The sequence below is a fragment of the Rothia nasimurium genome (assembly GCF_049068285.1).
In the GTDB taxonomy this organism is placed as follows: domain Bacteria; phylum Actinomycetota; class Actinomycetes; order Actinomycetales; family Micrococcaceae; genus Rothia; species Rothia nasimurium_I.
On sequence record NZ_JBLKPV010000010.1, the window covers coordinates 84,679 to 99,588 of the forward strand.

14 protein-coding genes and 1 riboswitch are annotated in these 14,910 nt (G+C 63.2%); of the genes, 7 read left to right on the forward strand and 7 right to left on the reverse strand.

Going from position 1 to position 14,910, the window contains the following annotated elements:
• Window positions 1-112: 112 nt before the first annotated feature.
• Window positions 113-1,348 (forward strand): multidrug effflux MFS transporter, encoded by a 1,236-nt coding sequence (locus ACMXX3_RS09565; RefSeq protein ID WP_421084481.1) that lies wholly within the window; start codon window positions 113-115, stop codon window positions 1,346-1,348.
• Between the two features lie 182 nt (window positions 1,349-1,530).
• On the opposite strand, the gene ACMXX3_RS09570 is transcribed toward ACMXX3_RS09565, so the two are convergent.
• Genes ACMXX3_RS09570 through ACMXX3_RS09585 form a run of 4 tightly spaced genes read right to left on the reverse strand, consistent with a single transcriptional unit; the run spans window position 1,531 to window position 5,423 of the window.
• The gene (locus ACMXX3_RS09570) at window positions 1,531-2,415 is read right to left on the reverse strand and encodes an aminotransferase class IV (RefSeq protein ID WP_421084482.1); all 885 of its coding nucleotides are present in this window, start codon (window positions 2,413-2,415) and stop codon (window positions 1,531-1,533) included.
• Window positions 2,416-2,425: 10 nt separating this feature from the next.
• Window positions 2,426-3,226, reverse strand: a complete 801-nt coding sequence (locus ACMXX3_RS09575) for an energy-coupling factor transporter transmembrane component T family protein (RefSeq protein WP_421084483.1) — start codon at window positions 3,224-3,226, stop codon at window positions 2,426-2,428.
• On the reverse strand, window positions 3,223-4,806 hold the full coding sequence (locus ACMXX3_RS09580; RefSeq protein WP_421084484.1) for an ABC transporter ATP-binding protein: 1,584 nt from the start codon (window positions 4,804-4,806) through the stop codon (window positions 3,223-3,225). Before ACMXX3_RS09580 ends, ACMXX3_RS09575 begins: the two co-directional genes overlap by 4 nt.
• Before the next feature lie 5 nt (window positions 4,807-4,811).
• Window positions 4,812-5,423, reverse strand: coding sequence for an ECF transporter S component (locus ACMXX3_RS09585; protein ID WP_421084485.1), 612 nt, complete (start codon window positions 5,421-5,423; stop codon window positions 4,812-4,814).
• Window positions 5,424-5,530: 107 nt separating this feature from the next.
• Window positions 5,531-5,632, reverse strand: a riboswitch (TPP riboswitch).
• Window positions 5,633-5,834: 202 nt separating this feature from the next.
• Here ACMXX3_RS09585 and ACMXX3_RS09590 point away from each other — a divergent pair.
• Together ACMXX3_RS09590 and ACMXX3_RS09595 are read left to right on the forward strand one after the other, a co-directional pair.
• On the forward strand, window positions 5,835-6,107 hold the full coding sequence (locus ACMXX3_RS09590; RefSeq protein ID WP_421084486.1) for a DUF4235 domain-containing protein: 273 nt from the start codon (window positions 5,835-5,837) through the stop codon (window positions 6,105-6,107).
• A gap of 139 nt (window positions 6,108-6,246) precedes the next feature.
• Window positions 6,247-7,554, forward strand: coding sequence for an MFS transporter (locus tag ACMXX3_RS09595; protein WP_421084487.1), 1,308 nt, complete (start codon window positions 6,247-6,249; stop codon window positions 7,552-7,554).
• A gap of 43 nt (window positions 7,555-7,597) precedes the next feature.
• Here ACMXX3_RS09595 and dcd read toward each other — a convergent pair whose 3' ends face one another.
• Window positions 7,598-8,188 carry a dCTP deaminase gene (dcd, locus tag ACMXX3_RS09600; RefSeq protein WP_421084488.1) on the reverse strand — a complete coding sequence of 197 codons (591 nt, stop codon included), beginning with the start codon at window positions 8,186-8,188 and terminating at the stop codon, window positions 7,598-7,600.
• A gap of 164 nt (window positions 8,189-8,352) precedes the next feature.
• Here dcd and ACMXX3_RS09605 point away from each other — a divergent pair, with 164 nt between their 5' ends.
• Window positions 8,353-8,805 carry a MauE/DoxX family redox-associated membrane protein gene (locus ACMXX3_RS09605; protein ID WP_421084489.1) on the forward strand — a complete coding sequence of 151 codons (453 nt, stop codon included), beginning with the start codon at window positions 8,353-8,355 and terminating at the stop codon, window positions 8,803-8,805.
• 113 nt (window positions 8,806-8,918) lie between these two features.
• Window positions 8,919-9,413: a hypothetical protein gene (locus ACMXX3_RS09610; protein ID WP_421084490.1), complete on the forward strand. Its 495-nt coding sequence runs from the start codon at window positions 8,919-8,921 to the stop codon at window positions 9,411-9,413.
• A 52-nt stretch (window positions 9,414-9,465) separates the two neighbouring features.
• On the opposite strand, the gene ACMXX3_RS09615 is transcribed toward ACMXX3_RS09610, so the two are convergent.
• On the reverse strand, window positions 9,466-10,161 hold the full coding sequence (locus ACMXX3_RS09615; protein WP_421084491.1) for a hypothetical protein: 696 nt from the start codon (window positions 10,159-10,161) through the stop codon (window positions 9,466-9,468).
• Between the two features lie 76 nt (window positions 10,162-10,237).
• Here ACMXX3_RS09615 and ACMXX3_RS09620 point away from each other — a divergent pair, with 76 nt between their 5' ends.
• Entirely contained in the window at window positions 10,238-11,221 is a 984-nt protein-coding gene (locus tag ACMXX3_RS09620; protein WP_421084492.1) for a hypothetical protein, read from the forward strand.
• A gap of 72 nt (window positions 11,222-11,293) precedes the next feature.
• Here the strand turns inward: ACMXX3_RS09620 and ACMXX3_RS09625 are convergent, their stop codons facing one another.
• Window positions 11,294-13,219 (reverse strand): NHL domain-containing thioredoxin family protein, encoded by a 1,926-nt coding sequence (locus ACMXX3_RS09625; protein WP_421084493.1) that lies wholly within the window; start codon window positions 13,217-13,219, stop codon window positions 11,294-11,296.
• A 246-nt stretch (window positions 13,220-13,465) separates the two neighbouring features.
• Between ACMXX3_RS09625 and ACMXX3_RS09630 the strand changes: the two genes are divergently transcribed.
• The gene (locus tag ACMXX3_RS09630; protein WP_421084494.1) at window positions 13,466-14,899 is read left to right on the forward strand and encodes an amino acid permease; all 1,434 of its coding nucleotides are present in this window, start codon (window positions 13,466-13,468) and stop codon (window positions 14,897-14,899) included.
• Window positions 14,900-14,910: the final 11 nt, after the last annotated feature.

Consider the following 14,910-nt stretch of genomic DNA (forward strand, 5'->3'; position numbering starts at 1 on the left):
TTACTGCAAGGTCACATGATTTTCCCTGTCACCCACGAAAGAGGCGGGCGTAGAATACAAGGGGCTTTCTAGGCCTCCTCATCACCACCCCTGAGCCGCAGAGACGAGAGATATGAATACCGCAGATTCTAACGCACCCGACACCGGCCCCGGCCTGCCCCTCATCGCCATTTTCGCTCTTGCTTCTCTCACCGCGGTCGGCCCCCTGGCCATCGACATGTACCTGGCGGCCCTCCCCGCGATTGCCTCCGATCTGGCAACGACAGCCCCCACCGTCCAGCTGACCCTCACCGCCTTTCTGGCAGGTATGGGGGCGGGCCAGTTCGTCGTCGGCCCCCTCTCCGATAAGACCGGTCGACGTCTGCCCCTCCTCATCGGCGTATTTCTCTGCGCCCTCGCCACCCTGGCCTGTGCCTTTGCCCCCACCATTGAGCTGCTGATTGCCGCCCGTTTTGTCATGGGCTTTACCGGGTCTATTGGGCTGGTGCTCTCCCGGGCCGTCATCGTTGATTCCACCAGCGGCCTGCAGACAGCCCGCCTCATGAGCGTCATGATGATGATTAACGGGTTCGCCCCGGTGGTAGCTCCCCTCCTTGGTGGAGTGGTGCTGACCTACGGGGATTGGCGGGATGTTTTTAAGGTCATTGCTGTTTTGGTGGCCTGCTCTATGGTGCTGGTTGCTGTCTTCATCAAAGAATCCCTGCCGCCCGAGCGCCGCCGTACCGGTAGCCTCCTTACCGTGTACGCAGGCATGGTTGAAGTCGCCAAGAACCGCCGCTACCGGGGTTTTATGCTCACCCTGGTGCTGTCCTTCGGGGCCCTCTTCGCCTATGTCTCAGGCTCCCCCTACCTCTTGCAGAACGTCATGGGCCTCTCAGAGGTTCACTTCACCTACGCTTTTGGCCTGAACTCTATGGGCGTGGTGCTGGCGTCCTTCCTCAATGCTTTCCTGATTGGTCGGGTTGCCCAGCGAACCATTCTGACCGTGGGGGCCAGCTCCATCCTGCTGGTCACACTCCTGCTGACCCTGCACTTCCTGCTGGGTCCCTCCCTGGTGGTGACCATGGTTCTACTCTTTACCTTTACCACCTCAGTGGGCCTTATTTTCGGTAACGCTTCAGCCCTGGCCATGGGCGAAGCCCGCCACATTGCGGGATCAGCATCGGCCCTGATGGGCACCGTCCAGTCCCTGATGGGGGGCCTCTCTGCTCCCCTGGTGGCCCTGGGTGGCAGTAGTGCCTTTATGCCCATGGCCTGCACCATGCTGGGCTTTGCGGCCCTGGCCTTCTTGGTCCTGATGACCACCCCGCGGGCAGAGAGCGACTACGTCACCGACCGCCCGTCCTAAAGCCCCAGCCCGCAAGCTCCGGCCCCCGCCCCTGAACTAGCCCAGCCCTCAAGCCCCAGCCCGCAAACTCCGGCCTGACGGCGAGCGCCCCGCCCCCTGCCTTAAAAAGGTCAGGGGGCGGGGCGCTTGGTTTTATGGGCTGGGGCTAGGCGGTGCCTGGGCTGGCTTACCCCTGGGCCCGCTTAGCCCTGGGCCAGGTAGCCCATAAGTTCGGCGGTGAGGTCTGGATCGGTGGCCAGGGCTGTGCCGTTCAGGTGGGTGACCGGGGCGAGCAGGCGCACGGAGGAGGCCAGCCAGACGGCGTCTGCTTCCAGCAAATCCTGGGGGTAGAGGGGGCCGTAGCCAAGCTCCCAGCCATTGTCGCGGGCCCGGTTGAAGATGGTGCCCTGGGTGGTGCCGGGCAGGATTCCGTGGGCCGGTTCGGGGGTGTAGAGCACCTTCTGTTCGCCTTCGGTCACGGCGACGATGACGGAGGAGGTGGCCCCTTCGAGGATTCGGCGGTCGTCGGTGATCCAGATGGCGTCGTCGGCCCCGTGCTGGGCGACGTAGCGCAGCACGGACATGTTCACAGCGTAGGAGAGGGTCTTGGCGCCAGAGAGCAGCCAGGGGTAGGTAGAATCCTCGGCCGGGTCGTGGCCGCGCGGCAGCAGCATAGCGCGGACGCCGTGCTCGCGCTGGTGCAAAATAGTGGGGGCTGAGGGGGCGGCGGTAACCCAGGTGTGGGGGCCCTCAGCGGCGGTGCCCCGGGAGATGATGATTTTGACGGTGTGTTCTTCGCCCAGGACGGTAGCCGCCCCGGGTTCTGCTGAGTCGACGGCCAGCTGGACGGCGGCACGGAGGTTGGCGTCCTCGGGCAGGGGCAAATCCAGGAGGCGGGCTGATCCTGCGAGGCGGGCCAGGTGGGAGTCAAATTTTCGGACGGTGCGGTTGGCAGCCAGCATGGTTTCAAAGACCCCGTCGCCCCGGGTGAGGCCCTGGTCTTCGATATTGATGAGGGGGACACTGGCGTCGACGAGGATCCCGGCGGGGTGGGCCTCGGTCAACAGTACAACGGTGGGTGTAGTCATACCTTAAACCCTACATCCAAACCCAGGTGAGCGTCCCGGTGAAGGCGGCGGTGCCGTATCCGGCAAGCAGGATTCCCAGGCAGATCAGGAGGAAGTAGAGGTCGTCCTTGCCGTAGACGGGGGTGCGGGCCCAGGTGCGGGCCCCTGCGCCGAAGCCGCGGGCTTCCATGGTGGTGGCCAGGCGGGTGCCGCGGCGGATGGATTGGACGACGAGGGCGAATCCCTGGCCGGTGACTGTCTTGAGTTGTCGCAGCAGACTGTCGCTGGAACCCAGGCCGCGGGCGCGGCGGGCCTGGCCCAGGGTGGCCCATTCGCTCATCATGAGGGTCACCAGGCGCAGAGCAGCCAGGGCGGCCAGGACGAAGCGGGCCGGAAGTTTGGCGGTCTGGGCGAGGGCGTCGGCGATGTCGGTGGGATCGGTGGTGGTGATGAGCAGGATACCGGGCAGGATCAGGGCCAGGCTTCGGATCATGAGGGCGATACCGGTAGTTGCTGAGTCGGTGGTGACCCAGATGAAGCCGACCTGGAGCAGGGTGTCACCGGTTTTGTCAGCAATGAGGGAGGTCGACCAACCGGTCAGAAGGGTGCCGATCAGCAGGGGCCAGAAACGGGCCAGCAGGGTCAGGGGGTTGAGGCCCCAGGCAAAGAAGAGGGCCAGTTGCAGGGTGAGAATGGTTGCGGCACTTACCCAGTCGCGGATCAGGACAAGCCCCAGGGAGAGCACCAGGGTTGCCAGGAGTTTGCTCCCTGCTGAGAGGCGGCCGATTCGGCTGGTGTGAGCCGGGGTCGGGGCGAAGAAATCAGGGTTCACGGGCGGTCTCCTAAACGGTAGGTGGCACCGCCGAGGGCTGCAATGTAGTCGGTGTCGTGGGTGACTGAGATGACGGAGGTTCCGGCACTCAGCAGGTCTTTGATGAGGGTAACCAGTTCCCCCCAGGTGGTGGCGTCCTGGCCGAAGGTGGGTTCATCAAGCACCAAGATAGCAGGTTCGGTGGCTAGAGCGGTTGCAACCGAAAGACGTCGTTTTTCTCCGCCGGAGAGGGTGAAGGGATTGGCCTCGGCCAGGTGGGTGAGGTGGAGTTTGGCCAGGAGGGTGTCGACGCGCTGGGTGAGTTCTGTTTCGTCAAGCGGGGTTTTGCGGGTTTTGGCCAGGTGGCGGGGGCCGAATTCGAGTTCGGCGCGGACGGTGGCGGCGATGAACTGCTGTTCGGGGTCCTGGAAGACGTAGCCGATCCGGTCGGCCAGTTCGGCAGCGGGCCAGGTGGCGGGGTCACTGCCCAGGGTTCCTGCCCCGGTGAGGGTGGGGTGGGCGTAGACCTGACCGGCGGCAGGGGTGAGGAGCCCGGCCAGGGTGAGGGCCAGGGTCGATTTGCCGCTGCCGTTGCCACCCGTCAGGGCCAGGTGCTCACCGGTATGCAGGGTGAGGTCAATGCCGCTAGCTACAGCAGGTAGGTCAAGGACGGGACTCCCCCCGGCAGCCAGCGCCTGGCGTCTTTCCTTGCGCTGGCGGCGGGTGGGGGCGGTACGGGTGATGGTGAGGTCGCGGGCTTCGAGCAGGGGCTGGCCACCGGTGGGGGTATGGTCCTGCCCGGTCGCTGGCAGGTGGGGCAGGTAGCCGGGGACCCACACGCCCCCTGAGATGAGTTCGGAGCGGGCTGAAGTGAGGACGCTGGTAGGCGGCCCGTCGTGGGTGACGGTGGTGGCGCCATCCTTACCCCGCCCCAGGACGATAATCCGGTCCATGTGCTGGGCCCACACCTCAATGCGGTGCTCAATCACTACCAGGGTTGCCCCGGTGGCCTGGGCGGCTGCCAGCACAGAGTCCCGCACCTCGCAGACACCTGCGGGATCCAGGTTGGCGGTGGGTTCGTCCAGGAGCAGGGCGCCGGGGTGCATGGCCAGGATTCCAGCCAGACCCAGGCGTTGCTTTTGCCCGCCAGATAGGGCACTGGTGGAGTGTTCTAGGGGCAGGTGGGCCAGGCCCACAGCTTCCAGGGCAGACCGGACGCGGCCCCAGATTCCGTCAGCGGGGACGGCCAGGTTTTCGGGGCCAAAGGCGGTATCGTCGCCGACGCGGGCCAGGACGATGGAGCTTTCGGGATCCTGCTGCATGAGGCCGCAGACGCCCCGGCTTTCAGCGGCGTCGTGGCCGTTGATGGTGAGGGTGCCCAGCTGGGACTGGCCGTCCGCGTCCTCAAGGAGCCCGCCTAGGGCATGGAGCAGGGTGGATTTGCCCGATCCGGAGGGCCCAACCAGCAGGACCTTCTGGCCGGGGGTAATGTCAAAGTTCACCCCGGTAAAGGCCGCCCGGACCCGGCCGGGGTGGTGCCAGCCGAAGTCCTGGGCAACCAGCCGGGCCCCGCCAGCGTCCTGAATCTGCCTCACGCTCATCGGCCCTAGCCCCGGGCTACTGCCCGCGAGCGCGCCCGGCCCGAAGCCAGGGAATCCAAAACGCCTGTGGCGAGGAGGGCGCGGGTGAGTAGCCAGGCGACAAGGCCAGCTAGCAGGGTGCCGGAGATGACGCCGCCGATAGCGTAGGTGATGGCCTTGCTGCCCTCAAAGACACCGGCGTAGTAGATGATGAGTTCTGAGACGCTCATAAAGGCGCCGGAGACGGCACCTGCGAGCAGGGCAAGGGGCAGGTTCCAGAGCTTGTAGAGGAAGAGGGCGAAGACCAGTTCAGCGCCGATTCCCTGGATAATGCCTGAAAGGATAATCTGCCAGCCGTAGTCGCTGCCCATGAGCATAGAAATAATTGCGGCAAGTAGCTCGGTGTAGAGGGCAGCGCCGGGCTTGCGAATAATCAGGCCGCCCAGGACGCCCGCCAGCAGCCAGGTGCCGCCCATGAGGGAGGCGTATTCGGGGGCCAGAGCCAGGGCCGCCGTAGTGGCCTTGTAGCCGACGATGTTCCAGAACCAGAAGAGGATAGCGCAGGCAACAGCCAGCACGGATGCAACAACAATGTCATTGACGCGCCAGGTCAGCGCGGTTTTTTTGGGTGTAGACATGAAAAGCCTTCCTTTGAATTTATATACAAAGGGGGCATGCACAGGCCCTCGCCTCCCCTCCGGCTCCCTGCTCTTGGGGCAGGACGGCCGGGGTGAGACGGCTGGGCTTTTGAAAGTTTTCGACTCCCTAGCGCCGGTACTAACCGGATCAGGTTCGAGGGTCTGCTTGTGCACTCTCAGCACCGGTGGGTGCTCCCCTGTCGTGGCAGGTATTCCCCTGCCGCCCGCGTTACACGGGCCACACTAGTATAGGCAGGTCACCGGGCAAAAGGAAAGGGGCAGGCAGGGCCCTTTCGGGGCCCAGGCCACGTGGGGAGCCGCGTCCTATCCCCCACAAGTACACAGCACTGATAGCATTGGGGGTAAGAGCGCCCCAGACAGGGGCTCCCATTCGTATGGAAAGGGAAGGTTATGAGCAACCCCCTCATCAAGATCGTAGGCACTGCCGCTTCACTCGGCGGCGTGGCCCTGGCCAACAAGGTCCTCTCTGCAAGCTGGACCAAGATCACCGGCAACCAGCCCCCGGCTAACAACCCTGAAGATGATGAGCGCTGGCGCGACATCATCCTCTGGTCCCTGATTACCGGCCTGGTTGGCACCATCATCAAGGTGTCCATCACCCGCGCCCAGTACAAGGTTGAGGCTAAGGCCCTGGGTAAGCGCGGCAGCCAGGCCGAGGTCTAACCGCTTCGAAGCCCCCGGGCCTAGACAGCCCCACCAGGTGCAGGAATCCACCTCTTATTTGGTGGAATCCTGCACTTTTTTCTTGTTATCTTGCCATTCGGCAGGGGCGATGGTTCACCTGGCCGGTAACATTGCAGGCATGAGCACAACATTGAAGGACGCTGCCACCCCGTCCACACGGCGGGAGCCGGCCTCCCGATCCACCCTAATTTCGTGGGCCCTGTGGGACGTCGGCAACGCCAGCTTCCAGGCGATTATGACGACCTTCGTCTTTGCCGTCTATCTCACCAGCGAAGCCTTCGGCGATACCGTACACACCACCGGCACCCTCTCCTTCGGTTTGACTATCGCAGGTATTTTGATTGCCCTCCTCGCCCCGGTTTCTGGCCAGCGGGCAGATGCCAGTGGCCGCCGCCGTCTCTGGCTGACGGTCAATAGCCTGCTCCTGGTGCTCATCATGGCCCTTTGTTTCTTTGTGGCCCCCTCCCCCGACTACCTCATCTTGGGTGTGGCCCTGCTGGCAGCTGGCAACCTGGTCAACGAGTTTGCCGTCGTCAACTACAACGCCATTCTGCCCACTATCTCCACCCGAGATACCATCGGTAAGGCCAGCGGCCTCGGCTGGGCAGCTGGCTACTTCGGCGGAATTGTTGCCCTTGGCCTGGTGCTGGTCGGCTTCATCAGCCCCGGCCTCCTGGGAATTACCGAAGAGGACTCCCTCAATATCCGGGCCGTTGCCGTCTTTTGCGCTGCCTGGGGCCTGGTCTTTTCCCTGCCCCTGCTTCTGCAGATGCGGTCTATGCCCCAGACCGTCCGGGCCCAGGCTGCCACCGGCAGTTTCCTGGATTCCTACAAGGAGCTCTTTGCAACCGTCCGCCGTCTGCGCCGCGAAGCGCCCACCACCCTCTACTTCCTCGTTTCGTCTGCGGTTTTCCGCGACGGCCTCAATGGCATCTTTACCTTCGGTGGTGTGCTCGCCGCTGGCGCTTTTGGCTTCAGCACCAACCAGGTCATTATCTTCGCGATTTTCGGCAATATTGTAGCGGGCCTTGGTGCCATGGTCGGCGGCTGGTTTGACGACCGTTTCGGCCCCAAGAGCGTCATCGTCACCTCTCTCACCGCCCTGATTCTCACAGCCCTCCCCCTGCTTATCTGGCCGTCCACCACCATGTTCTGGGTATGCGGCCTGACCCTCTGCACATTCGTCGGGCCAGCCCAGTCCGCTGCCCGCTCCTACCTTGGGCGCCTGGTAGAGGAAGGCCAGGAGGGCGAAATTTATGGCCTCTACTCGACGACGGGACGCGCAGCCAGCTTCCTGGCCCCGGCCCTCTTCGGCCTGTTCGTCACTCAAATGGGTAGCCAGGTTTGGGGGATCCTCGGGATCATCCTGGTGCTTCTGGCAGGCCTGCTCCTGATTCTGCCGATTCGCAACCCCTCAGCTGAGTAAGACAATGCCCCCGCTTCGTGCGGGGGCATTCCTGTATCTGCCTCTAGTGGTCGCTCACGGGAATCTCGGTGCGGTGGAAGTTCAGGTAGCTGCGGGAGGCGGTGGGGCCGCGCTGGCCCTGGTAGCGGTTGCCGTAGGGGCCGGTACCGTAGGCGTTTTCGACGGGGCTGGTGAGCTTGAAGAAGCAGAGCTGGCCGACCTTAGACCCGGGCCAGAGCATAATCGGCAGGGTCGCCATATTAGAGAGTTCGAGGGTGACGTGCCCAGAAAAGCCGGGGTCAATAAACCCTGCCGTGGAATGGGTGAGCAAGCCCAAACGTCCTAGAGATGACTTACCTTCGAGGCGGGCGGCCACATCGTTGGGCAGGGTGACCTTCTCGTAGGTAGCCCCGAGCACGAACTCGCCAGGGTGCAGGATGAAGGGCTCATCGGGGGCAACTTCAACCAGGCGGGTGAGGTCTTTTTGCTCCTGGGAGGGGTCAATGTGGGGGTACTTGTGGTTGTCGAAGAGACGGAAGAAGCGGTCGAGTCGCACGTCGACGGAGGCTGGCTGGATCATTGCCTCGTCGTAGGGTTCGAGCTGAATGCGGCCTGCCGCTAGGTCTTTGCGGATGTCCTGATCAGAAAATAGCACCCTTCCAAAATACCGCAGGTGACCCCGGTGGTGCGGGTATTGAGGCCGTGTACTAGCCTGGCCCCGTCCTTGCCCGCCTCTCCTGCCCCCGCACTAGGGCTGAGGGGGCCAGGAGGGGTTAGGCTTGGGGAGTATCAGTTTTTTCAGGACGGAAGGGGTGCGGCTTGGTCTACTTGGCCTTGAGCGGGGGCTTGGTGCTGGCCCTCACCCTGCTGGTGAGCGGGGTAGCTAAGGCCCGTCAGCCGCATACGACGGTGGCGGCCCTCGTTGCCCTGCGCCTGCATTCCTTCGTGCCGGTCAGGTGGGTGGCCCGCCTGCTCCCCTGGGTGGAGCTCACCCTGGCCGGGGTTTTGCTCCTCGCTTCTGGGACGTTAGCCCTTGTGGGGGCGGCAGCTACCCTGGCCCTCATGCTGGCCTTTTGGCTGGTAGTTGCCCGGGCCCTAGCCCTGGGGGCTACCGAACCCTGCCAGTGTTTTGGGGATCTCTCCTCCGCCCCCTTATCCTGGCGCACCCTGGTACGAAACACCTTTTTAGTAGCCTGCGCTGCCGCCGCCCTCTACGGGGCCGTAACCTACCGGGGAGGCGTCCTGGCCCTTCTACCCCACCTCCTTGCCTAGGCCCCCGCACCGTAAACCTACCCTTGCCACAACCCAGACACAAATAGTAAGATTACTGATAATACTCCTGTGCGCCAGGTACCCTCCCCACCAACCCCAAGGAGTGATTCTGCATGGCCCACACTCCCGCACCCCATACCCCTCAAAGGCCCCAGTCCCGCCGGATCACCAGGTCAGACAAGCTATCATCCAACTCAAAATACCTACTGGGCTTCGTCGCCGTCGCCCTTGCCCCTGCTACTCTCATTCTGACCTCCCTGCCGGTGCTCGCCTACGCTGGCCTCTGGGGTACTTCCCCTCGCGACCCCGCCCTTTTTGCTGATGTTTTCAACGCCTACGCCCTCATTCCAGCCCTATTTTTCGTTCTTTTCCACCTAGCGAATACCTGGCGGTCGGCGGTAACGAGCTACACCCCGCACCTGAATTGGGCGGTCCTTGGCCTGGCCCTGTACGGACTGGCCCTGGGGTGGTATGTCTGGCTGGCCGATAGCTTCGCGGCTCTCAATTTCCTAACCTGGGCCCTCCCCCTGGCCCTGCTGGCCGGCTGCTGGGCCCATTTCGTCGGCACCACAAAAACCTGGTTCTACCGCTTGCCTGCTGGCGAGTGAATACAGGAAACCCCCTACCTGCCCCAGCTGGGACGGAGAGGGGGTTTCCACTTTAAAGGATGTGAAGCTGGCGCAAGGTGTCATCAGGCAGGAAGGCTGCGATGACCAAGGCCACAAGGAAGATTGCTGAGATAGCTCCCAGGGTTGCTGACTTCCAGCCGGGGTGCAGCTCGTTGAAGGTCACCAGCCCGGGGTGCTGCTTGTTCATCTGCACCACGTTGATGCTGGTGTAGACCGTGGTCTGGGGGGCTATCGAGGTAGCGATAGAGCGCAGGGTTTTAGCGTCCCAGATCCGGCCGTCCAGGCGGAAAATCCGTTTGCCCTGACCGTCAACCCCAAAGAGGGCAGGAACCCCCTTGTAACGCAGGGCGGCAGCCCCCTTAAGCTCCTTGCCGGAGGCCTGTTTGGGGGTCAGCCGCTCAACCAGCACCGTCTGGGCAAAGGAGGCAAGGGGCACCGCCTGCCAGCCGTAGAGGCGGCCGCGCAACACATGGGTGTCGGTTTTAACGACGATATGGGGGCGCAAGGTGCCGTAGATAGAGCAGATTGCAAAGACAGCGACCAGAGCCAGAGCGACCATCACCAGGGGGGTGGGCCGCTTGTAGCCCATGAAGCCAATGCAGGCCAGGGCCAGCAGCAGGCTGGGAAGGACGGCGAGGACGCGCCGGTGGTAGGAGTGGATGCGGGGGTGATAAACAGTGGTGGGTTCCCCGTAGTGCTTGGGTACTTGGTGCGCGTTTTCTGCCATTCTTCTACTGTAGCGGGCAGGAGGCAGACAGGGGCAGCTAGGTGGGGCAAGTGCTTGTGTGAGCTACATTTAAGGGGTGCGTTTTTCTTCTTCTGTTGATCGTGTTTTAGCCCGCTGGTTGATAGGGGTTGCCCTGGCTGTGGCAATTGCCCTGGTAGCTTTAGGCCTGATTAACCGGTTTGTCTATGGGCCGGACGGTCAGGTGCGGGCTTATTTTTCTGCGGTCCGGGAGGGGGACGGCTCAAAGGCCCTGGGCATTTTGGGGGTAGAAGCCCCTGACGCCTCAGCTGCCATGCTCAACGGGGATGCTTTGAAGGCCTCTTTTGCCCAGCTGAAGAACCTGGAGACCTCGCAGGTTGACATTGGGGACGACGGTGAGTCAGCCCGGGTGACCGTCACCTATGATTTGGCCGGGGAGCCCGGATCTACTGTCTTTGAGGCCCAGAAGGTAGGTTCCCACTGGGGCGTATTTGACCAGTGGCACCTGGTGCCGCTTGAACTACCCCTGCTTGAGGTCCATTCCGGGGCGGTCACTGCTGCGACCCTCAACGGGGCTAAGGTGCCCCTGACCCAGGGTGAGGGGACCTTTGCGGTGTTCTACCCGGGCCTCTATACCCTCACCTACGAGTCGGCCCTCTTTTCTGCCGTGTCTGACAGCGTTTCGGTCACCTCTAGCACCGGTGAGACTCCCCAGCTCACTCTGGAGCTGCAGCCGTCTGAGGCGGCTGTTGCTTCAATCCAGCAGCAGGTCAATACCTACCTGAGTTCCTGTGCCACCCAGGATTCGCTCTACCCCACTGCCTGTCCCTTTGAGCTTGCCTTTGACGGCCGGGTTGACGGTGGGGTGACCTGGGAAATCTCCCAGTACCCCGAGGTGGAGGTATCCCTCACGAAGGGCAAGTGGACCCTGGCCCCGGCCCAGGGCATAGCCCAGATATCCTTTACTGAGCTCGACCTTTTTACCGGCAAGAAGAAGCAGTTTGTCCAGAAGATTCCTTTTACAGTGACCGGCTCCCTCACCGCCACCGACGAAGCGGTCACCTTCAAGGCCGCCTCCTAGGCGTCCTGCCCCTTCAAATACACTGGCCCGCCCCGGAGTTACCGGGGCGGGCCAGCTCATTCTTAGGGCAGCCTAGTTGACGCCGCGCAGGTCCAGGGCGAGGTCGCTGTCACCGGTGGCGGTGACGACGACGGGCAGGCCCCAGTCCTGCTGGTAGAGGTGGCAAGCTGCGTGGTCGGGAATCTCTCCACCGGGTTCGCCGTCGCAGGCGGCAGCGCGGGCGGTGATGTGCAGGACGGCCTCGGTAATCTCAGGGTTGAGCACCAGCTGGCGGGTCAGGCCCTGGGAGGTACCGGCTCCTTCAAGGATGAAGTTTTCGGGGGTGGAGGAAATCTTGAGCTGGGTGGGATCTCCCCAGCGGGTATCCAGTTTCTGGCCGGTGGGGGCGGTGAAGCGGGCGGTGAAGTTGAGGGTTCCGCCTGCGATTTCAGTAGGTTTGCGGGTGACCTGGGAGGCCCCCTCGTCCACGTGCTGCATAGCCTCGGGAATAGCCACGCGCACCAGCTGGTGGGCGTTGGCTTCCACCACGATCAGGCGGGCACCGCCGTCCTCGGTCTCTTCCACCAGCAGGTCAGAGGGCTCGGCAAAGCCGCGGTCCAGGGTGCCCAGGGTGCCGGTTGCCGGGTCAAAGCGGCGGATAGCGCCGTTGTAGGTGTCGGCAATGGCAATGGAGCCGTCGGGCAGTTCGGTGAGGCCCAGGCAGTGCTGCATGCGGGCGTCCTCGTAGGTGCCGTCCACAAAGCCGAAGTCGAAGAGGCCGATGCCCACAGCGGAGCTGACGGTAGCTGCACCGTTCTCAAAGGTGATTTGGCGCAGGGCTGAGGTTTCGGAGTCAGCCACCCAGATAGAGCCGTCGCGGGCTTCAATAATGCCGGAGGACTGGGCGAACCAGGAGTCGGCGGCCGCGCCGTCCTTCAGCCCTTCAGCGCCGGTACCTGCGAAAACGGCCAGCTGGCCGGTGACCGGGTCAAAGCTAAAGATCTGGTGGGTGCCTGCCATGGCGATGAGGAAGGCGGCAGCTTCACGGGAGTAGACCAGGTCCCAGGGGGACGAGAGGGCAACGGTGAGGGGGTCAGCGCCTTCAGCAATAAAGTTGGGGTCGGTGCGGGCGGTATCCCCGTCGATCAGGCGCTGGACGCCGGAGCCGGCCAGGGTGGTGACGGTTCCGTCGGCCAGGCGCAGGCCGCGAATACGGTGATTCACAGAATCGGCGATGAGGACGTCCGCCCCCAGGCTCTCGCGCAACTCGGCAGGAACCAGGGCCAGGCCCTGCGGTTCATTGAAGCGGGCGGTGGCGGCGTCGCCGTCCTCATAGCCCTTCTCGGGGCCACCGAAGCTAGCCAGGGGGGTTTCGAGGTCGTTCTCAACCTGGACCAGGCGGTGGCGGGCAGTGTCGGTGACCAGGTAGGTGCCGGCCCGTCCTGCCAGGTCCTCTGGTAGGGCCAGGGCCTTGCCAGGGAAGGCAAAGGTGCCCTGGGGCTTGGGGCGGGGCACATAGGGGCCGTCGCCACGGTGCAGGGTGCCCTTGGCTTCGTGCTCTTCGACCAGTTCGCGTACCAGGGAAGTCAGGCCCTTAACGTGGCCCTCACCGGAGAGGTGGGCGACAATGTAGCCCTCGGGATCCACCACAACCAGGGTGGGCCAGGCACGGGCGGTATAGGCGTTCCAGGTGTCCAGGTTGGGGTCATCCAGGACGGGGTGGGTGATGTCGTAGCGGTCCACGGCAGCAGCGAGCGCCACCGGGTCAGCCTCGTGCTCGAACTTGGGTGAGTGCACGCCCACGGTGACCAGCACATCAGAGAACTCCTCTTCCAGGGGGCGCAGTTCGTCCAGTACGTGCAGGCAGTTCATGCAGCAGAAGGTCCAGAAGTCCAGGATGACGATTTTCCCGCGCAGGCTTTCGAGGGAAAGCTGCTTGTCACCGGTGTTGAGCCAGCCTCGGCCAACGAGTTCTGAGGCGCGGACTTTGGTCTGGCGTGCGGCTGCATTTTCTGCCATGGTTTTACCTTTTCTGTGTTGGTTTTCTTTCAGGTCAAGCCTAGCTGTCTCGGTGGGCCCCTGCCATTTCTTGCTTCACTGTTGAGACGCCCGCCCCTGCGCGTTACATGGGGCGTAACAGTGCGTAACAGTTAGTATTGTTCTCGGCACCTGCCCCGCTAGGGCCCCCTCGCCTGGGAATATTTTTGGACCTTCCTGGTTGGGGTAAATGTCCCGACACCGGGGAATCCGAAGAAAGCTACGTCTGTGAACCATCTTCATACTCCTGGCTCTGAGCCGTCTCTTGACTCTTTGGCTGAGTCTTCATCGCCTCGTCTGGCCCGTACCCTGCAGCCCCGGCACCTCTCGATGATTGCCATGGGTGGGGCGATCGGGGCTGGCCTACTGGTGGCGTCATCTACCGCTATCGCCACTGCTGGCCCCGCTGTGGTGCTGACCTACCTGCTAGCTGGATCCGTGCTGGTGCTGGTCATGCGGATGCTAGGTGAAATGGCCGCTTCCACCCCGGAGACAGGGTCTTTCTCTGTTTACGCCCGCCGGTATATCGGCCGCTGGGCGGGGTTCTCGGTGGGCTGGCTCTACTGGTGGTTTTGGTCGGTGACTGTTGCCATTGAGGCAACGGCAGCGGCTGCGATTATTTCTGACTGGGTGCCAGCCTGGCCCCAGTGGCTGGTTGCCCTGGTAATGGTGCTGGCCTTCCTGGGCCTGAACCTGCTGTCGGTGCGCTCCTACGGGGAGGCTGAGTTCTGGTTCTCCTCCATCAAAATCGGGGCGATTGTAGTCATCATTGCTGTGGGCCTCCTTGCCCTGGCTGGCCTGATCCCCAATTCCCCGGCGTCCTTGGCCAACTACACGGCCGGGGGCGGTTTCTTCGCCCACGGGGTGGGGGCTGTCTTTGCGGCCCTGCTGGCGGTCATTTTTTCGATGTTCGGCGCTGAGATTGCAACCGTTGCCGCAGGCGAATCCAGCAACCCGGCCCTGGCCGTGACCAAGGCCGTGAGGTCGGTGATTTTCCGGGTGCTTTTCTTCTATGTCGGTTCGATTGCGGTCACCCTAGCGGTGATCCCCTGGACCTCAGTGACCAGTGGTGTCTCCCCCTTCGTCACCATGTTTGAGATTCTGGGTATTCCTTACGCTGGTTTAGCAATGAACATTGTGGTGCTGACGGCCCTGCTCTCCTGCTTGAACGCTAGCCTCTACGCCGCCTCGCGCATGGTTTTTGCCCTGGCTGAGCAGGGGGACGCCCCGTCCTGCTTCTCCCGTATTTCCTCGACCAAGGCCCCCCGCAACGCCATCATCCTCTCAACTGTGATTGGCTTTGCCTCGGTCTTGCTCAACTATTTCATGCCCGAGCAGGTCTTTGCTCTACTGGTCAATTCCACCGGTGGCGTGGGCATTTTTGTGTGGCTGATTGTGGCGGTGTCCCACCTGCGCTTCCGCCGGGTTGGAGCAGGGGGTGAGCCTGGGGTTGGGGTTCTGGCTGGTCCGGACGGACGGCCCGCCCCGGCGTCCCTGCGCCTGGCAGGGTGGCCCTGGGTCAATTACCTCCTGATCATCGGCCTGGTAGCCCTGCTGATGTATATGGGTATCACGGAGAAGCACCGGGTTGAGGTGCTGATTTCCTGTGCTGTTGCGCTTGCCCTGAGTCTGGCGGGTGCCTTCTTGCACCGGAGCCGGTAGCCCCCGTCCGT